Annotated in this window: 14 protein-coding genes; 8 read left to right on the forward strand and 6 right to left on the reverse strand. The window is 63.0% G+C overall.

Going from position 1 to position 18,652, the window contains the following annotated elements; all coding sequences use genetic code 11:
• Nucleotides 1-257 precede the first annotated feature (257 nt).
• The gene (locus KRR55_RS08980; RefSeq protein WP_217388754.1) at nt 258-677 is read right to left on the reverse strand and encodes a hypothetical protein; all 420 of its coding nucleotides are present in this window, start codon (nt 675-677) and stop codon (nt 258-260) included.
• A gap of 138 nt (nt 678-815) precedes the next feature.
• On the opposite strand from KRR55_RS08980, the gene KRR55_RS08985 reads away from it, so the two are divergent.
• Both KRR55_RS08985 and KRR55_RS08990 read left to right on the forward strand, forming a co-directional pair.
• A complete protein-coding gene (locus tag KRR55_RS08985; RefSeq protein WP_217388755.1) occupies nt 816-4,193 on the forward strand; it encodes a DEAD/DEAH box helicase in 3,378 nt (1,125 codons plus the stop codon).
• Nucleotides 4,194-4,354: 161 nt separating this feature from the next.
• A complete protein-coding gene (locus KRR55_RS08990; protein ID WP_217388756.1) occupies nt 4,355-5,434 on the forward strand; it encodes a hypothetical protein in 1,080 nt (359 codons plus the stop codon).
• Between the two features lie 86 nt (nt 5,435-5,520).
• Here the strand turns inward: KRR55_RS08990 and KRR55_RS08995 are convergent, their stop codons facing one another.
• Nucleotides 5,521-6,144: a malonic semialdehyde reductase gene (locus KRR55_RS08995; protein ID WP_217388757.1), complete on the reverse strand. Its 624-nt coding sequence runs from the start codon at nt 6,142-6,144 to the stop codon at nt 5,521-5,523.
• A 446-nt stretch (nt 6,145-6,590) separates the two neighbouring features.
• A complete protein-coding gene (locus KRR55_RS09000) occupies nt 6,591-7,727 on the reverse strand; it encodes a sensor histidine kinase (RefSeq protein WP_217388758.1) in 1,137 nt (378 codons plus the stop codon).
• A 215-nt stretch (nt 7,728-7,942) separates the two neighbouring features.
• Between KRR55_RS09000 and KRR55_RS09005 the strand changes: the two genes are divergently transcribed.
• The 3 genes from KRR55_RS09005 (at nt 7,943) to KRR55_RS09015 (ending at nt 10,937) form a co-directional block, all read left to right on the forward strand.
• Nucleotides 7,943-8,200, forward strand: a complete 258-nt coding sequence (locus KRR55_RS09005) for a hypothetical protein (RefSeq protein WP_217388759.1) — start codon at nt 7,943-7,945, stop codon at nt 8,198-8,200.
• A 10-nt stretch (nt 8,201-8,210) separates the two neighbouring features.
• The gene (locus KRR55_RS09010; protein WP_217388760.1) at nt 8,211-8,882 is read left to right on the forward strand and encodes a response regulator; all 672 of its coding nucleotides are present in this window, start codon (nt 8,211-8,213) and stop codon (nt 8,880-8,882) included.
• 273 nt (nt 8,883-9,155) lie between these two features.
• On the forward strand, nt 9,156-10,937 hold the full coding sequence (locus KRR55_RS09015) for a BCCT family transporter (RefSeq protein WP_217388761.1): 1,782 nt from the start codon (nt 9,156-9,158) through the stop codon (nt 10,935-10,937).
• Between the two features lie 262 nt (nt 10,938-11,199).
• On the opposite strand, the gene KRR55_RS09020 is transcribed toward KRR55_RS09015, so the two are convergent.
• The gene (locus KRR55_RS09020) at nt 11,200-12,453 is read right to left on the reverse strand and encodes an APC family permease (protein WP_217388762.1); all 1,254 of its coding nucleotides are present in this window, start codon (nt 12,451-12,453) and stop codon (nt 11,200-11,202) included.
• A gap of 218 nt (nt 12,454-12,671) precedes the next feature.
• Between KRR55_RS09020 and KRR55_RS09025 the strand changes: the two genes are divergently transcribed.
• A complete protein-coding gene (locus KRR55_RS09025; RefSeq protein ID WP_217388763.1) occupies nt 12,672-13,919 on the forward strand; it encodes an exonuclease domain-containing protein in 1,248 nt (415 codons plus the stop codon).
• A gap of 122 nt (nt 13,920-14,041) precedes the next feature.
• Nucleotides 14,042-15,286, forward strand: coding sequence for a hypothetical protein (locus KRR55_RS09030; protein WP_217388764.1), 1,245 nt, complete (start codon nt 14,042-14,044; stop codon nt 15,284-15,286).
• Nucleotides 15,287-15,384: 98 nt separating this feature from the next.
• Here KRR55_RS09030 and lhgO read toward each other — a convergent pair whose 3' ends face one another.
• Together lhgO and KRR55_RS09040 are read right to left on the reverse strand one after the other, a co-directional pair.
• Nucleotides 15,385-16,584, reverse strand: a complete 1,200-nt coding sequence (lhgO, locus tag KRR55_RS09035) for an L-2-hydroxyglutarate oxidase (protein WP_217388765.1) — start codon at nt 16,582-16,584, stop codon at nt 15,385-15,387.
• 139 nt (nt 16,585-16,723) lie between these two features.
• Nucleotides 16,724-17,293, reverse strand: coding sequence for a histidine phosphatase family protein (locus tag KRR55_RS09040; RefSeq protein WP_217388766.1), 570 nt, complete (start codon nt 17,291-17,293; stop codon nt 16,724-16,726).
• 162 nt (nt 17,294-17,455) lie between these two features.
• On the opposite strand from KRR55_RS09040, the gene KRR55_RS09045 reads away from it, so the two are divergent.
• Nucleotides 17,456-18,616, forward strand: a complete 1,161-nt coding sequence (locus KRR55_RS09045) for a GAF domain-containing protein (RefSeq protein ID WP_254456040.1) — start codon at nt 17,456-17,458, stop codon at nt 18,614-18,616.
• The last annotated feature ends 36 nt before the right edge of the window (nt 18,617-18,652 follow it).

Consider the following 18,652-nt stretch of genomic DNA (forward strand, 5'->3'; position numbering starts at 1 on the left):
GGCCGATTGAGAACTATTCCGTTTTTTCTGCCCCAAGCCTTGGCGAGTGCGGGTTTCTGACCCGTCAGCAGGGGTAAGCCGTGCCTACATCCTCGATCGAATCGATCCTCTGGGCAAGGGCCAAGGCCGAGACCGGGGCGAATCCGTGTACATCGACTCCGACGTTGATGCCCCGGCCCGAGGCCAGGAAGGCGCCGTGAACATGCCCGTGCAGCAGCCATTGCCCCTCGTCAGGCAGGCGGAATTGCGAATAGCGGTCATCGCCGTGCGACCCCCCGGTACGGGAAGTGGCTCAGCAGCACCTTGCGCCCCTGCGCGTTCTCCCCGGTGGCCGGAAGCTTCACCCGGGCGAATGCGCCGACACTGGCAAAGCCCGCATCAAGAAATCTCTTCACGTACTTTTCCGCCCCGATCCTGCCGGGCCAGCAGGCGTCATGGGTACCCGCAACGAGGTGCTCGGTGCCTTGGAGCTCCGAGACGATTTCAAGCCCGCGGGCCTTGTCGCCCAACGCCCAGTCCCCCAGCACCCACACGGTGTCCGCCGGTGCCACGGCAAGATTCCACCTCCGGATGAGTTCAACGTCCATTTCAGCGCTGTCGGCAAAGGGCCGGCTGCAGGTCTCGATGATGCGCCCATGGCCGAAGTGCGTGTCCGCCGTGAACCAGGTTTTCCGCATGCCTGTCCCTACCTTCCTCGACCACCCGCCGGTCGGGCCGGCGGGTCTCTCTCCGGCACCGCCCTGCGCATTCAGCCGACAGGTGCACAGTGGCCGTTTTGGCTCCGATGCATGGTCGGCCCCCTTTAGACTATTTCCATGCCTCCCGTTGCTCCAGTGCTTTCGTCGACCACGCTGATCCGGGAGCTTGTCGGCCCCCTCAGCCTTGACCGCGGAGCTGCCTACGCCACCCAGGGCAGGGTGCTGGACGTCAGCTGGGTGGCCCCGATGAGCATTGTGCGCGCCAGCGTCCTGGGATCGGGCGGCATGGTCTACCGCACCGCGGTCCACTCCCAGGTCCGCCACGGCTTCCTCATGCCCCAGCACGGGATTTGCACCTGCCCCGTCGGCGCAAATTGCAAGCACGCAGCCGCCGCCCTGTTGGCCTATATGTGGGATGAAACGAACTTCGAGGAACCCGATACCCGCGCCCCCTGGGAGCGCACACTGGACTCCCTGATGGGCGACGGCATCGCAGCACCCGACCAAACCGAGGAACGCAACCTGGGCGTCCAGTTCGAGCTCCGGCCCCGGACCCTTCACCGGTACCAGGCCGCGGCACTGCAGAAAATCAAGAACGGGGACATCCCGCATACCTCCAAGCTCGAACTGGTACTGCGCCCGGTCCAGCTCAACGACAAGGGCCGCTGGGTCTCCGGCAACCTTGCATGGCAGCACTTCCGCTACACCCGCGCCGGCGGCGTGCCCGTGCTGCCCTTCGACTACACCTACGACGCGGACCAGGTGGAATGGTTCTGCACCCTGCTGCAGCTGAACTCCTTTGCCGCCTGGAACGGAACGCACCTGTCCGCCGGTGACTTCCTCAGCTCGATGCTGTGGAACCACCTTGCCCAGGCCCCCGGACTGGGCATCGAGTTGCGCGGCCCGTCCGCAAAATCCGCGGTGAAGGTGCACGAGCCCGTCACCATCCGCACCGACGTCGCCTCCGAGGGCGGGAAGTTGCGGATCCGGCCCTCCCTCGACGTCCTGCCCCCTGACTTCAACACCGACTTTATCGGCGCAGTCTCCGACCACGGCGTCTTTTGGTGGGACGCCACCGAGGGGATGAAACACCTCAACCTGCACCTGGCACCGACCCGCGCCAAGATCCCGGCGCTGGTCACCGGCCTGCTCGGAACCGACAAGAAGGTCGTGATTCCGGCCAATGGCCGGGACAGCTTCGAACAGGAGTACCTGCCCAGGCTCGCCAAGGCCACCGAGCTCTCCTCCCTCGACCGCTCCGTCGAGGTGCCGATGTCGCTGGCGCCGAAGATGCAGCTTCGCATCAAGCACATCCTGAGCAGGCCGGAGACTTCGCGCAAACGCAAGGACGAATCGGCGGGCGTCCCCGGCCTCGAGCTGCGGTGGTGCTTTGCCTACGGCGACACCAAGGTCCCCCTTGTCGCAGCATCGGGCTCCGGCATCGAGCGCGACTCCAAGGCCGAATTTGCGCTCCAGCGCGAGGCCGGTGCGGCCCTGGCCGATTTCCCCGGAGCCCTGGGCACGGCCTTCGGCAGCAGCCAGTACCAGGTGCGGAACGACGACAGCCCCATTGTTATCTCCGGCGTCGACGCCGCACGCTTCACCGCCGCGGCGCTGCCGGCGCTCCAAGCGATGGAAAACCTGGAGGTGGCCATCGAGGGCGAGGCGCTGGACTACGAGGAGCTCACCGCCGACCCGCTGATCACCATCTCGGCCGGGAACACCGAAACCAACGACTGGTTCGACCTCGGCGTGGAGGTGCGGATCGACGGCAACAACGTCCCGTTCACCGAGCTCTTCCAGGCCCTGGCCCACGGCGACGAATACCTGATGCTCCCCGACGGCAAGTACTTCGCGCTCGACCGCCCGGAATACGAACAGCTGCGCCGGCTCATCGAGGAGGCCCGCGCCCTCTCGGACTCCACCAGCGATGGCACCATCCGGATTTCCAAGCACCAGGCCTCGCTCTGGGAAGACCTCAAGGACATAGCCACCAATGTCGAGGCCTCCGAGGCCTGGAAGGCCTCCTCCGAGGGATTGAGCAACATCCTCACGGTTGCCCACGCACCGCTGCCCGCCGGCATCGACGCCACCCTGCGCCCCTACCAGCGCGAGGGCTTCGAATGGCTCTCCTTCCTCTACGACAACGGGCTCGGCGGGGTGCTGGCCGATGACATGGGACTGGGCAAGACGCTGCAGACCCTGGCCCTGATCCAACATGCCAAGGACAACCACGATCCGGCCGCGGGCAAGATGCCGCCGTTCCTCGTGGTGGCCCCGACCTCCGTCGTCTCCAACTGGGAGGCCGAGGCCAAGCGCTTCGCCCCGGACCTGCGCAGCGTCTACATCACCGAGACGGTGCGCCGCGGCGGGGTCCCCGCCCACGAGATCGCCGCCGAGGTCGACATCGTCATCACCTCCTACGGACTGTTCCGCATCGACCAGGACGAGTACGCCGCCACCAGGTTCTCCGGGCTGATCCTGGACGAGGCGCAGTTCGTGAAGAACCCCGCCACGCAGGCATCCAAGCAGGCCCGCGACTTCCCGACGCCCTTCAAGCTCGCCATCACCGGCACACCCATGGAGAACAACCTCTCCGAGCTCTGGTCGATGTTTGCGATTGCCGCACCCGGACTCTTCCCCACGCTCAAGCGCTTCGACGAGACCTACCGCAAGCCCATCGAGAAGGACGGCGACAACGAGGCGCTGGGGCGCCTGCGGCGCCGGATCCGCCCGCTGATGCTGCGGCGCACCAAGGAACTGGTGGCCACCGACCTGCCCGAGAAGCAGGAACAGGTCCTGGAGCTGGAGCTGAACCCCAAGCACCGGGTCATCTACCAGCGCCACCTGCAGCGCGAGCGCCAGAAGGTGCTGGGCATGCTCGAGGACATGGACAAGAACCGCTTCGCGGTGTTCTCCTCACTGACCAAGCTGCGCCAGTTGGCCCTTGACGCCTCGCTCATCGACGACGAGTACGCCTCGGTTCCCAGCAGCAAGCTCGACGCCTTGCTCGAGCAGCTCGAGGACCTCACCGCCGAGGGCCACAACGCGCTGGTCTTCAGCCAGTTCACCTCGTTCCTGTCCAAGGCCAGCGACCGGCTCACCGCGGCGGGGATCGAGCATGCCTACCTGGACGGCTCGACGACCAAGCGCGCCAAGGTCATCGAGTCCTTCACCTCCGGCAAGGTCCAGGTGTTCCTGATTTCGCTGAAGGCCGGCGGATTCGGGCTGAACCTCACACAGGCCGACTATTGCTTCCTGATGGACCCGTGGTGGAACCCCGCCTCGGAGAACCAGGCGGTCGACCGCGCGCACCGCATCGGGCAGAAGCGCAACGTCATGGTCTACCGGATGGTTTCCAAGAACACCATCGAGGAAAAGGTCATGGCGCTGAAGGACAAGAAGGCCAAGCTCTTCACCGCGGTGCTCGATGACGATGCTGCCTTCGCCTCCGCGATCAGCGCCGACGACGTGCGCTCGCTCTTTGCGGAGTAAGCCTGCACCGGCGGAAAGAATTTTCCACAGCATCCACGGATTTCCAAGCATCAAAGGGGGACGACACCAATATGTCGAAATCGAAGCCTGCCAGCAACAAGTCGCGCGGAGGGCACCCCGCCCGTAGTTCGGGCGCGGGCGCATCCAAGTTTGAGAACCAAGTGCGTACCGCGATGCGTCCGTATCTGGCCCAGTTGCGTGCCTTCTTCAACCAGCGTCACGACGCGGCCGACACGGAGGCCGGCATCGAAGGGCTCGTGACCCTGCTGACCGTCCACTCGCGGCTGCGCGGCAAGGTTGCGGCATCCGAACTCGACCACGAGGCGCTGGCAATCCAGTTCGGGGACCTGCGCGCCATCGGTGACGAGGTTGCCGTTGCCTGCGCCTCAATGCTGCGGGAATTCGTGCTATTCCTGGCCGAAAGTGGCCGCTGGTCCGGCTCCGTGGAGGGATTCAAGTCGGTCTTCGACTTGATTTCCGCCCAGGGCGGCGAGTCCCCCGTGGTGGTCCCCGAGCTTGATGAAGCCGGCGCGGATTCCCGCTGGGCCAAGTTGCCCATGGTTTCCACCGCTCGGGCATTGCTGGCCTGGGTTGGCGAGGGCCGCGAAGTGCGGCCGGATGGCTCATTGTTGGATGCGGACCTGGTCGCGGCCGCCGCGGCCGTGGGCCTCAAGGTCCAGCACGACCCCGGGGCCGAGGCCGTGCGGCTGCCTTGGGAACCGGAGGCCGAAGCCGCTGTCGCCACCCTCGCGCAGCTGCCAAAGCTGGATGCCTACTGGAATGCGTTGTTGCGGGCCGGCCTGCTGACCAACCAGCGGGGCAAGGCGGTGCCGACCCCGGTGGTGAGCGAGGCGCTGCATGCCGATTCGGGGTTCAGCGCCCGCGGAGTGAAGGACCTGATTGCCGAAGGGCTCTACGCCCACATCCTGCTCCATGCGGTGGGACCCGAGAACGACAACACCGTGACGCAAATGGCTGCCGCGTTGCTGGGCAAGGCCGGATCGGCGAATCCCCCGCGCACCGAAGTCGCGTTCGCGGTTCCTGCCCCCGGGGAGCTTGAGCCGGAGCAAGCCCATCTGCAGCCGCTCTTTGCAAGGACCGTCCCCGCTGCCGAGTCGCTGCTCCGCGCCGCGGAATCCGAGGGACTGGTCCGCATCGGCAAGCACGTTCGGGTGCCGCGCGTCTTGCGTGCTCCCCTGGAACGTGCGCTGACACGGGTGGCCGAGGAAATCCTGGCCTAGTCTTTCCGCTTAAGACGCCGTTGGGTGGGGACGTGCCATGCACGTCCCCACCCAACGGCGAATTGCTATTTGGAAATGGAGGCGACCTAGATGCTGGTTGTTGCCGTTTCGATGTCGAGGCGCGGCAGACGGTCGAACCAGGGGTTCTCGCCCGGGGTGCCCACGTTGACGATCAGGAAGGCGTGGTTGGCGGTGTCCGCGTTGATGACGGTGTCCACGCCGGCGGCGTTGAAGCCGCCCATGGGCCCGGCGTGCAGGCCGGCGGCGCGGACGGCCATGATGAAGTAGCCGGCCTGCATCCAGGCGTTGTTCTTGGCGACTTCGGCGCGCATGGCCGCATCTTCGTCAAACATTGCCTTGCGTTCGGATGCGTGGGGGAAGAACACCGGGAACTGCTCGTGCCAGTCGGCGTCGTAGCTCAACACGGCCAGTGCGGGGGCGGCCAGGGACTTGGGCCGGTTCATTTCCATCATCTGGGCGACGACTGCCTCGCGGGCCTCGGCACTCTTGATCCAGGTAATGCGCAACGGCTGGTTGTTCATCATCGTCGGACCCATTTTGGTGAGCTCGTAGATGGCGTCCAGGGTCTCGTCGGAGACGGTCTCGTCCGAGAAGGTGTTGGCGGTTCGCGCTTCAAGGAATAGCTTGTCGGCGGTTTCTGCATCGATCGACAGTTGTTCGTACACGGTCGAGGCGGTCTCTACGCTCATGCGGGGGTGTGCTCCTTGCGGCTTGTCAGTGGTTACCTACTAGGGCAAAACCACCACGGCCGGCGGCGACATTCCCCGCCGTCCCGTGAGCCGCATCACGGGAGATGGCCCGGAAAGCCCGCAAGGGGGCCTTTCGTGCTTAAACATCAGCACGCCCGACGACGCCGATGGTGGCTACTCTTGGGGTAGTAGCGACCGCGGAATCTTGATTATCAAATGCTCCTTGGGGGAAAGCATTTGACGCGATTCCTGATGCTGACCAACTTGGGGGCTTGGTCTGCGGGGCTGGCGTCGTCCGGCGTGCTGGAAATGAGTCCCTGAAACGCCACTCGCAAAACGCTCCGAGAACTCATCAATCGGCTATGCAGCCGATGTAGTACCTACTGTATCCATGAGAGCAGTCGCTCCACATTAGACCTTTGACCATACTTGGTGAGGTAGCCTCACTAATGATCGGAAGGTTCGGATACTTCCTCGGGAGACTTCTGGCCCCCGTCGATGATGGCGGCCGGCAGCTCGGCGCGAACCACCCAGTCGCCGCGGACGCGCTTGGCAGAGAGGGTCCCCCCGAACGCCGCCATGCGGTCTGACATGCCCACGATTCCGGAGCTGTGCCCACCACTGTCAAACCCCTGGTCCACAACGTGTCGGGGCAACTTGTTGGCGACTTCCAGCCACACCCTGTCACCGACGACGAGGGCCTCAATGCGGCACGACGCATCCCGTTCGGCGTGCTTGACGATGTTCGTCGTGGATTCCTGCAGGACCCGGTAAAGTGCGGCCTGGGCAGACTGGGGCAAGCCGGCAAGCTTCGGGTCGGCCATGGTCTTCGTTGGATGGCCAAGGTCGACCAATCTCTCGGCAAAGATTTCAACGCCAATGAGAATTTCCAGGCTACTGGCAGCATTCTCCGCAGGATCGACGAGCGAGCCGTCCACACGGGTCGTCGGACCGTCGGATCGCAGCACATTGAGCATGACGCGCAGGTCCTGGAGGGCCTCTTTCGACGTGGCGCCGATGACCTTGAGCGCGGCCTGGGCAACCGCCGGGTCCCCGGAAAAGCCGGCAGCCTTGGCCTGCATGGAAATCACCGTGATGTCATGGGCGACGATATCGTGCAGGTCCCTGGCAATGGCCTTGCGCTCGGCTTCGACGGCTTCCTGCTGCTTGCGGCGCAGCTCCTCAATGCGTTTCCTGTCGGCTTCGCGCTGTTCCTGGTACTTCCGCGCGAAAAGGGCTACGAGGTAAGCGGCGGCGACCAAGGGAATGATGATGATCAAGAAGCCCACGTCGTAGGACCTGACGACGACGATCAGGATTGGCCACAGGCCAGTGATGCATAGATACCGGAACGAGAACTTACGAGTCTCCGTCAGGGTAACTATTCCAACCAAGAGAGGAACAATAAGAAGCGCGACCAAATAGGCGCCGGTGAAAGCCGCCAGCGTCATTGCCACGATGGAAACAAAGACCGCATATCGCGTGCGAACCCACAAAAGTCCGAGCGCAAGAGCGAAAGCCGCATTGACGAAGACTTCGATTGCACGATCATGGAACTTTACGGGATCGGACTCACTGATCAAGCTGACAATGTCCGTAATTAGCAATAACGCGACAACGCCGCTCGCAACTAGGAGAATCTTCCTCCCCAATGTGGAGGAAGATTGCTCACTAGTAGCGTCGGGGGCAGAAACGAATCGGTTCACCGATCCATTCTCACCCATAGAGAGGACTCATTCTTTTGAGTCCCCCTTTCTACCTAGGGCATGCTGCACCGAAGTATCGGCACAGCCAGTCGTTGAACGCATCTGAAGCGCCAGCAGGTGAAGCAACTGGCATTGAGCTGCCCTGGGACAGAGAACCGGGAGCCGTGGCTGCCTGGGCAGGAATGGCGGCCGGCAGCAACAAGGCAGCGGACATGGTAACAGCGGCGAAAATACGAGTTTTGCGAGTCATGAGGCCTATTCTTGCATCTATTTCATTAAGTCAACAGATACTTTTAGTGAAACTTTTGAAGTCGGTCAGCCCCTGCGCCGATTTCGCCAAAGGTCACTAGACTCGAAACCGTGACTGATATCCAAGTTCTCGTGGTTGATAACGAACCCCTCATGCGTCAAGCCCTCAAAATAATTCTTGAAGCCGCCCCGGGGTTCCACTGGCTTGGGGACGCGACAAACGGCATAGAAGCCGTGGATTTCTGCGCGGGCAACAGCCCTGACGTCATACTCATGGACATGCAGATGCCTCGCATGGACGGGGTTGAAGCGACCGCAATCATCACCACGAACTACCCGGATATTGGCGTGCTGGCCATAACCGCGTTCTCCTCGGAAGAATATTTGGTCCCGGCCCTACGCGCCGGGGCCGCTGGGTACTTGGTCAAGGACGCAGAACCCACGGAAATCCTTGCTGCAATTCGGGCGGTGCACGACGGCAGCGCCGCCATTTCGGCGTCGGTATCGCAGGACCTCATCCGCGCAGTCCGAAATGGCTACGACATTAAACCGACTAGCGCTAGCCGACAGAGCCCCATGCCCTTGTCCGAACGAGAATTGGAAGTCCTGCAACTGCTCGCTCGAGGTTATAACAATCCGGAAATTGCTGCCGAGTTGCATGTCTCCGAGGCCACCGTCAAGGCCCATCTGAGCCGTGTGATGGCAAAATTTGGCGTCCGGGACAGGGTTCAGGCCCTAATCCGAGCAGCACAGTACGGCCTTGTCGAACTACATATGGATTGACCGCCGGGCCACCCCCTTCCAATCGACCCGATTGGGTCCTCGCAGCCGGCACGTGGACCTTGGTCGACGACCTCCCTTGAACGACACTGTCTTTCCCCGCCGAACGTTGGCTTGACGTCTGGACCGAACAGTGGAGGCCTGTACCGCGAATGGCGAAAACTTGTATGTTTTAGTAAATGGTGTCGCTTTCACGGATCGGCAATCATTTGCAAACTAGGTGGGAATACCCACCTTTTTTGCTAATCGCCCCCGCCTATCGAATAGGCTCGGAAAATGACAACTGAACTGACGAAGGCGAGCGCAACCCCCAGGGTTCACCGATGGGTCTTTTGGCCCGCGGCCATCATCATCATTGTTTTTGCCACCTTCGCGATGACCATGCCAAGCCTTGCCGAGGCAGTCTTCGCTTCCGTCCAGTCCAAGATCATTGGCTACTTCAATTGGTACTACGTCCTGATCGCCACAGGTTTTGTGGTGTTTAGCCTCTGGCTCGGGTTTGGGAAGTTTGGCGAAATCAAGCTCGGCAAGGACGACGACGAGCCGGAGTTTTCCCTCGGTTCATGGTTCTCGCTGCTCTTTGCCGCCGGCATGGGCATCGGGCTGGTTTTCTACGGCGTCTCCGAGCCGCTGAGCCACTTCGCCTCCCCCAAGCCCGGCGCTTCGGGTTCTCCTGCAGAGCTCGCCCAACAGGCCCAGGCCCAAACATTCCTGCACTGGGGCGTCCATGCCTGGTCGATCTACGTGGTCATCGGTTTGGCACTGGCCTACGCGATTCATCGACGTGGCCGACCCATTTCGATCCGGTGGACCCTTGAGCCACTGCTGGGCCGCAAGGTCCATGGCGGACTCGGAAACCTCATTGACGTCGTCGCCCTGGTTGGAACGATCTTCGGCGTGGCAACCTCCTTGGGGTTGGGCGTCCTGCAGATCAGCGCGGGCCTGCAAAGCGCCGGATTGATCCAGGCCTCACAGTTCATCGACCTCGTCATCATCGCAGTGGTCACTGCATTGGTGCTCTTCTCCGTGCTTTCGGGAGTCGGAAAGGGCATGAAGTGGCTCTCGAACACCAACCTGATCCTGGCCGGTGTGATGGTGGTCTTCCTGCTGATAGTAGGACCGACGCAGTTCCTGCTGAGAAACTTCGTGCAGTCGGTCGGCAACTACCTGCAGAACTTCCTCGCGATGTCCTTCAACGTCAGCGCCTTCACCGGCACCGAGGGTGAGATCTGGCAAGGCACGTGGACCACGTTCTACTGGGGCTGGTGGATTTCCTGGGCCCCGTTCGTGGGAATCTTCATTGCCCGGATTTCGCGGGGGCGCACGGTACGCCAGTTTGTTGCCGGCGTCATTCTGGTCCCCACAGTTGTCACGATGATCTGGTTCTCCGTCCTGGGCGGGATCGCCCTGCATGGCCAGCTGGAGGGCACGGGGAATCTTATCGCCCCGGACCGTTCAATTGACACCGAGGGCGCACTATTCGCCATGCTCGATCAATTGCCCGCCGGCTCCGTGCTGACGGTGGGTGCGATCATCATGATCGTCATCTTCTTCGTCACCTCTGCCGACTCGGGTGCTCTGGTCATGGGGATGATTGCCACCGGCGGGGACGTGGAGCCGAAGAACTGGATCCGCATCTTCTTCACGCTGGCGACTTCCCTCTTGGCAGCTTCCCTGTTGCTCTCCGGTGGCCTTGAGGCACTCAAGACGGCAGCGATCATTATTGCCTTGCCCTTCAGCCTCGTGCTGATCCTAATCTGTTGGGCGACGTATCGGGCGTTCTCTCGTGAAGTGAAAGTCTACGAAAAGGCTCGACGAATGGCGTTCGTCGACCACATCGGCGATTTCTACGGCCTGGAAGTCGAAGCCCCGAACCAGGATTCACAGCTGATCAATCTGCGGAACTTCACTGCGCGGCTGCGGCGGGCCGTTCCGACAGCACACCGAGCCGATCCCCGGGTTTCTGCAGGCCGGGTACGCACGGAAGCGGCCCCTGACGCTGGTGGGCCAGGAATCGATGGCAGCCAACCAGAGCAGCCGCCGAGCGGCACCAGCTAGCCGTCTCGGCCTTTGCAAATTCGAGGTGTTGGGTTCCCATCCATGGATGGGAACCCAACACCTAGAATGCGTTTCAAGTCATGCAGCGGGCGGCTGCGGGTATCTACTGCCCTTGCTGATAGGCAACACCCGACAGCTCATTGCAGATGTCTTTGAACCTTGCCTATGCATCCCTTGCCGTCTGCCCTTCACAGTCTCCCCTGCCGTGCAGGCACATGCCACAGGTCCCCCGGCCTTGCGCCCTCTGGGCAAAGATCGGCCGTCAGGAACCGACGCGCAGCCGAACGGCGCGATAGCCGAGGCCCACCGCAAACATGACCAGTCCCCCGATGACCGCGCTGGGCGGAAGCGTGGCAACGAGCACGACGCAGCCAATGGCCCCGGCTATGCCCAACCAGACAGGGCTCAGACGCTCGTCCCGCGGCTGCTTGACCGCCGCGATGTTGGCGATCAGGTAGTAGACCAGCACGCCGAACGAGGAGAATCCGATGGCAGTTCGCAGGTCGAAGAACATGATCAGCAAAACCACCGCGACACCGACGGCCAACTCGGCGCGGTGCGGCGTGGCGAACCTCGGGTGGATGGCAGCCAAGGGATGGGGCAGGTCGTGCTCCCGTGCCATGGCCATTGCAGTGCGTCCGATTCCCGCGATCAACGCAAGCAACGCCCCGAGGGATGCCAACGCCGCGGCGATCTGGACCAGCGGCAGGGCCCAGGAATCCCCCAGTGCGGTCGCCAGCGGCTTGGCGCTCTGCGCAACGCCGCCGGCGCCCAGGACAGTGAGGAGCACCAGGGCGACCGCCGTGTAGAGCACCACGACTATGCCCAGTCCGATCGCAATGGCACGGGGAATACTCTTTGTCGGGTTCCGCACTTCCTCGCCCAGGGTCGCGATGCGTGCATATCCGGCGAAGGCGAAGAACAGCAGCCCTGCTCCCTGCAGGACGCCGAGGAGGCCCATGCTGTCCCCTGCCGCATAGGCCGGTGGCACATGGGTGCCGGCCAGGATCACCACCAAGACCACGGCCAGGAGCGCCAACACCGCGGTGACAATGACTCTTGCAGCGGCCGCGGTGCGTGTAACTCCCAGATAGTTGACTCCGACAAGCACCGCCACCGCCAGCGCGGCAACGGGCTTCACCCAGGGTTCGGGAACCGTGTATGTTGCGAAGGTCAATGCCATGGCCGCTGCCGAAGCCGTCTTGCCGACCACGAAACCCCAACCCGCGATGAAACCCGGCCACGGGCCGAGCACTTCGCGTCCGTAGGCATAGGTGCCGCCCGAGGTTGGGTAGCGTGCCGCGAGTTGGGCGCTGGACCGTGCGTTGGCGTATGCCAACGCAGCGGCCAAGAACAGGGACACCAGAAGGGCTGAACCGGCGGCGGAGGCCGCGGGGGTGAACGCGGAAAAGATCCCGGCTCCGATCATGGCACCCAGCCCGATCATGACGGCGTCTTTGGTGCCTAACCGACGTTGAAGGCTTGGACTCACTTCTTCTCCACTCAGGCTTCGCATTCTCAACTCTTACTCCATCGAGATTAACGTTGGGCGACGCCCCAACAACATCGGACGCGCCCATGCACGCGCTCCCGCCCCCGGAAACCTGCACGAACCCGGCGATTTCGGCGGCAAGGGTGGCTGTCCACAACACGTCGTTCTCCTGTACATGATCCAAGGGTGGTTCGCATAGTCTCAGAAGGGATCGTTGGATATGGCAAGATTCGGGGAATCGCATGGCGTTGGGACATTTCGCAGTAATTGACACGGAAACCACGGGACTTTTCCCGGGAAACCACGACCGCATTGCAGAGATTGCGGTGATTACGATGGACAGGTCCGGCACGATCCTGGATCGATGGGAGACATTGATCAACCCGGAGCGTGATCTGGGCAAGCAATCTATCCATGGGATTCGCGCCAAGGACATCCTTGGTGCGCCGCGCTTCGGCGACATTGCGCAGGAACTTGATTGGCGTCTTTCCGGAACCCTCGTTGTCGCCCACAACCTTCGCTTTGACGCGCGATTCCTCGGCGCCGAGTTCCATCGCGCGGGGCTTGCACTTCCTGGGTTCTTTCTACCCCGCGGACTGTGCACGATGCAGATGGCGCACGAGTATTTGCCCGGCGCCGGGCGTTCCCTGCAGGATTGCTGTGATTCATTCGGTATCGAGCTGCATCACGCCCACAGCGCCGGGGACGACGCCGAAGCCGCGGCGGTGCTTCTTTCCCGATACATGGAGCTGGACCCCGATCTTGGCGACTGGGACTTCCTGCTGTCGGAGGCCGCGACAACAGCTTGGCGGCCGTCTCCTCCGTCCGGACTTCTGGCACCGGCGCTTCGCTCATCCGCGGATTCCAGGGAGACGCACTTTGTTGAGCGTATTGTGGTTCGCCTGCCGGAAGTCTCCGGGCCCGTCGAGCATCAGGACTACTTGGCGCTGCTTGACCGGGCGCTGCTTGACCGATACCTTTCCGCCCACGAACAGTCAGCGCTGGTTGCCCTGGCCGATGAACTGGGAATCAGCCAGGCCACCGTCCGGGAATTGCACGCGCGCTATTTCGCTTCGGTGTCGGAAGTTGCATGGTCCGATGGCGTTCTCACCGATGAGGAACTCAATGACCTGACAACCATCGCGGAGGTGCTCTGCATTCCTGGCGAACAGCTCGAGGCCGTCTCCCAAAGGAGACAGGAAACGACACCGCATGTTCCTGGATCGGAGGCCGCCTCCACGGCGTTCCTGGAACCCGGCGACCTAATCGTGCTGACCGGAGACATGAGCCGGCCGCGTGACGCCATCGAAGCCGAGCTGGAATCAGCCGGGTTCAGGCCGCACGGAGCCGTAACAAAGAAGGTCAAACTTCTGGTGGCGGCCGATCCGGACAGCCTCTCGGGCAAGGCACGAAAGGCACGCTCCTACGGCATACCGGTCGTCGGCGAGGATTACCTCTGGGGCCGCCTGCTCCACATACCGGACAACTGACAGCGCTTCAGAAATATTCGCCAACTGTACTCTCGATCTGGGCTCGCTAGTATGCTCAAGTCATCAGCGGCGATGCCTTGGTTGCAGGCACCGCCAAGAGGCTCAAACTGTGCGGAAAAAAGATGTCTCCCAAAGATCCGAAATCAGCCGACAAGGTCGAACCGTCAACGGGCGAGGCGGCCGATTCATCAGTTGTGAGCATCGACCGGCTTCGGATCCGCCGCGAACTACCGCGCGTCCTCCCGGCGTTTGACGCGTGGTGCGAGGAACGTCGGTTCGATACCCATGGTTCCGAGCTCCGGGAACGGATCGTTGCCTTTCTGGAACACTATGCGCGCGTCAACAGCAGTCGTGAAATCACGTTCCTGAACCTTCCGGCGTTTGCGGCAACACTTGATGACTTGATGTTTGGCAAGAAGACCAACGATTTCCTGGAAATGACCCATGTCTTGGGTGCCTACCTTGAGTTCTTGCACGCCACGGGAACATGGACGGGCACCCATGAGGAATTCCAGCGGGTCGAAACCTACTTCAGCTGCTTCAACTTCCCCAAGTTCGAACCGGATTATTCCGCGATCCCCGAATTGCAAAGTGTCTTGATCAGGGTGCCGAGGCTCACCCGTGAAGAAGCCATGGCGGGGATCAAGGACCTGGCGCTCGCCGGCAGAGTGCAGTCCTTCTTGCGGTGGTTCGGTCCGAAGCGTGGAATTACAGGTGCGAAGATCTTGAACCGGAAGCATGTACAAGAGGCAGCCGCAGCCCTCGACATCCATGCTATTTATGACGATTCGCCGACACCCATAGGTGGACCGTCCAAAAACGGGCCGGTTCGGTTCAGATCGGCACGGAATGTGGCCCGGCTGGGCCTGTACTGGGATGCCCTGGTGGGTGCGGGACTCATCGAGTTGAGTGCCACTCGCGCCTACCCGAGCAAGGAGGCCATCGACTTCCTCGACGATCCTGCCGCAAATCTGGTCAATGTGGTCCGCCGCGTCGCGCAACAGATGTACCGAGCCGTATCGGTGGAAGTCGACGATCGCTACATCGACCCGGAGATGGGTTACCTGACCCGCTATTTCCTGCTGGAGGCAGCCGTCGAACCGATCAGTGTCGAGGTTCTTAGGCACCCGATCCGCGGCCTGAACAACTTCGATCCGCGGGGAACCCCCGACACCATCGAGGTTGCCTGGCAAAACCTGGAGCAACTTCGCGATGAAGGGCTCGTGAGAATCGACGCAAAGCTCACGATCCCGCCGGTGTTATGCAAGCCGTTGGTTCTGGAGCTCGCGAACGCTTCCGTGGTCGAGTACACCTTCGAGGACCGAAATGACGAGGACCCTGAATTTACGGGGAATCCCCCGTCGTGAACCTGGCGGCCCCGGCTATTGGCCTTCGAACATTCTGGGGTTCCGCGGGTGGTCCCGTTGGCTGGCCATCGACGTGCGTCCATCCCGAGGCCGAGGGACTAAGGCTGGATACCCAGGTACCTTGAAAGCACATGCTCGGCAATCGCCATGGAGGAGGTTGCCGCCGGCGACGGGGCATTGCGCAGCACGGTGACCGGACCTACCTGGTCCACGGCAAAATCATCCAGCAAGGACCCGTCCCTGGCCCAAGCCTGGGCGCGGACGCCCGCGGTGGTCCGATGCGTCAGGTCCGAAGGCCTCAGCTCCGGGATGAAGGCCTGGGCCGCCTTGAAATACAACGGCTTGTAAACCGAGGCCGCGATTTCCTTTCCGCCCATTCTCCAGTGGTCCCTGGCCAGCTTTCCTGCCCCGGGCCAGCGCAAGGACTCCCAGGTATCGCGAACCGAAATCCTGCCCCAGGAGTATCCCTCGCGGGCCAGTGCAGGTACGGCGTTGGGCCCCACATGGATCTCGTCATAAACCCCCCGGGTGAAATGAACCCCGAGGAACGGAAAGGCCGGATCCGGAACAGGGTAGATCATGCCCCTGACCAGCTCATTTCGTTCAGGGGCCAACGACCAGTATTCGCCCCGAAATGGCAGGATCCGGGGCGAATCCGAGGCGCCCACCAACTTGGCGATCGTATCGGAATGCAGGCCGGCGCAAACCACCAGCCGGTCAAAGGCGTGCGTGGTTCCGGCGGTTGAGACCAGGCACGCGCCGGCGGAAGTTTGAACGGCCGTGACTTCCTGATTCAGCAGCACCCTGCCGCCGGCCTTCCGGATCTGGTTGGCCATTGTTTCGGCAATGGCCGCATAGTCGACCACGGCGGTATGCGGGGAATGCAGTGCTGCCACTCCCGCGGCATGCGGTTCGATGTCGCGCAGCCGCTCCACGGATAAGCGGGCCAGGCCGGGCACGGCATTGAACCGGGAGCGGCGTTCGATCTCGTCAAGACGAGGCACCTCGTCACCATTCAAGGCAACGACCAGTTTTCCGGTTTCCCGATACGGGAGGGAGTGTTCCCGGCAATACTCGCGAATCTGGGCACGACCCCTGGCACAGAGTTCGGCCTTGAGCGAGCCCGGTTGGTAGTACAGCCCGGCATGCACGACCCCGGAGTTGTGTCCGGTTTGGTGCGTGGCCACCCGTGCTTCCTTTTCCAGGACCGTGACGTCAAAATCCCCGGTGCGCGCCAAGGCCTGCGCAATGGCAAGTCCAACGATGCCGGCACCGACAATCCCGATTCGTTCAGTCATCGAATCGGCCGCTCCCCCGCGGCTCCGCGAATTTCACCCTGGCCTTCATCTTCGAATCGTCTCATGTTGCGATTCAGCTGACCACGGCGATTTGAAACAATTTCCCGGCAACGGCTGCGGCCGGCCGCGAGCGGGTCGGTTACTGGGCGAGCGGGGATCCAATCGTTTCCCCGTTGACGCTGCGAACCGTCCATGGACCGTCGACATTGTCGCTCAGCGAGACGGAGCCATTGAGAATGCTGTCGAATTGGACTCCGGCGAGCGCGGAGAGGGTGTAGCGGATGATCGTTCCGTGGCAAACGACGGCAACGTTCTTCCCCGGAAAATCGGCAGCGATCTGGTCGATTGCGGCACGGCCGCGGGCCACGACGGATTCCAGGGGCTCTATTCCGCCGCCGTCCTTGTTTGGCCACAGCTTTTCCCATTCGCCGTCCTGCATGCCCTCGGCCTGGCCGTAATCGCGCTCGATGAGCGCGTCATAGCTTCGTCCCAACTCGATGCCCAGGCCGGCGGCGATAATCTCTGCCGTTTCGCGCGCCCGGGACAGCGGGGAGCTCACGATCGCATCCCAGGTGTCCGTGCCCAGCACCGCCACGGCGTCGCGGGCCTGCTGGCGTCCCACGTCGTTGAGCGGGATGTCGCTGGAGCCCTGCAGGCGGCCTTCGGCGTTCCAGTTGGTTTGTCCATGGCGAATGAATCCGAGTCTCATTCCTCCATTCTCGTGTGTGCATGCCCGGACCGCCTACTTATGACTCCCGTTTCGGGAGGTTGTCGGCCACCCTCGAGGCACGGAGCGGTGGCGCCTCAATTGCCGGCCCTGTCCAAGGGCCCTGTTTCCGTGCGATCCTCTAATGGTTGAGAGGTGTGACACATGGGCGCATATCGGCTGGAAGCCGCACTGGCTGCATTCGAGGATCCGGCAGCCAAAGCCCGGTCCCTGGTGCCCCTGCACCGGACCTGGGCCAGCACCGAGACCATCCCCGGACCGGTGCGTCCCGTGGTGGCCCGCTCGTGGCAGCGGCAATCGCTGAAGAACCCGGCCATCCGGCCTTTGGGCTCCGAAGACATCGGAGACCGCAGGGAACGCGCGGCGGTGCTCTCCGGCCTGGTGCCGATGCTTGAGGACCGCCTGTTGCAATTGGCCGCGGATGCCGGCAACGAGCTGGTCATCAGCGATGACGAGGGGTACGTCCTGTGGGTTGCAGGGCCCTCCCCCATTCGCCGGCGCAGCGAGGACATCGGTTTTGTTGCCGGGGCGCGGTGGAGGGAATCCGACGTCGGCACCAACGGGCTGGGTGCCGCCATGGCCGAACGCACCCCGGTGCAGATTTTCGGCCCCGAGCACGCCCGGGAGGAACAACACACCTGGGTGTGCACCAGCGCCCCGATCATCGAGGAGCGCACCGGCCAGGTGCTTGGCGCCATCACGCTCTCCGGGTCCTACCGCACCGCCCATCCGCACACCCTGGCACTGGTCAGCGCAACCGCGCGGGAGGCAACCGGCTTGCTGGCCGCGCGGCACGACCGCGAGTTGCATCTGCTGGCGGGCTCGGTCCCCGCCCCGGCCGGCCGCCATGTGCTGGTCGATGCGCAGGGCTGGGTGGCGCATTCGGCGGGCTTCGGGGTGGGAACCCGCCTGCGGTTGCCCGGGACGCTGTGCGCGGGAGGTGCCTGGCTGCCCGAACTCGGGGCGGTGGTGGCCGCGGAGGTCCCCGGGGGTTGGCTGCTGCACGGCGGCAACCGCGACTCCGACGCCCGACTGGAATTGTCTCTCGCCCCCGCGCCGGTTGCCGTCGTCGTCCAGGACGGGCAGCGAACCGAGATCCGCCTCAGCGAGCGGCACGGGCAGATCCTGGCGCTGTTGGTTGCCAACCCCTCCGGCCTGGACGCACACGGCCTCATGGAGCGGCTTCCAGGGGTCACCACCACCGTCACTGTGCGTGCCGAGCTGTCGCGGCTGCGCGCCAGGCTCGGCGGCCTGGTTGAGTCCAGGCCCTACCGCCTCGGCCTGCCGGCCGGCTTCAGCGCCTGAGGCCGCCAGGCGTTGCAACCTCTTGCAACCCTCGCG

The sequence above is a fragment of the Paeniglutamicibacter quisquiliarum genome, from assembly GCF_019084045.1.
Classification (GTDB): domain Bacteria; phylum Actinomycetota; class Actinomycetes; order Actinomycetales; family Micrococcaceae; genus Paeniglutamicibacter; species Paeniglutamicibacter quisquiliarum.

Excerpts from the sequence above, each read along its gene's own strand:
- KRR55_RS09040 (WP_217388766.1), bottom strand. The coding sequence starts at position 17,293 with ATGAGACTCGGATTCATTCGCCATGGACAAACCAACTGGAACGCCGAA.
- KRR55_RS09020 (WP_217388762.1), bottom strand. The coding sequence starts at position 12,453 with ATGCGAAGCCTGAGTGGAGAAGAAGTGAGTCCAAGCCTTCAACGTCGG.
- KRR55_RS09015 (WP_217388761.1), top strand. The coding sequence starts at position 9,156 with ATGACAACTGAACTGACGAAGGCGAGCGCAACCCCCAGGGTTCACCGA.
- lhgO (WP_217388765.1), bottom strand. The coding sequence starts at position 16,584 with ATGACTGAACGAATCGGGATTGTCGGTGCCGGCATCGTTGGACTTGCC.
- KRR55_RS08995 (WP_217388757.1), bottom strand. The coding sequence starts at position 6,144 with ATGAGCGTAGAGACCGCCTCGACCGTGTACGAACAACTGTCGATCGAT.
- KRR55_RS08985 (WP_217388755.1), top strand. The coding sequence starts at position 816 with ATGCCTCCCGTTGCTCCAGTGCTTTCGTCGACCACGCTGATCCGGGAG.
- KRR55_RS09025 (WP_217388763.1), top strand. The coding sequence starts at position 12,672 with ATGGCGTTGGGACATTTCGCAGTAATTGACACGGAAACCACGGGACTT.
- KRR55_RS08980 (WP_217388754.1), bottom strand. The coding sequence starts at position 677 with ATGCGGAAAACCTGGTTCACGGCGGACACGCACTTCGGCCATGGGCGC.
- KRR55_RS09030 (WP_217388764.1), top strand. The coding sequence starts at position 14,042 with ATGTCTCCCAAAGATCCGAAATCAGCCGACAAGGTCGAACCGTCAACG.
- KRR55_RS09045 (WP_254456040.1), top strand. The coding sequence starts at position 17,456 with ATGGGCGCATATCGGCTGGAAGCCGCACTGGCTGCATTCGAGGATCCG.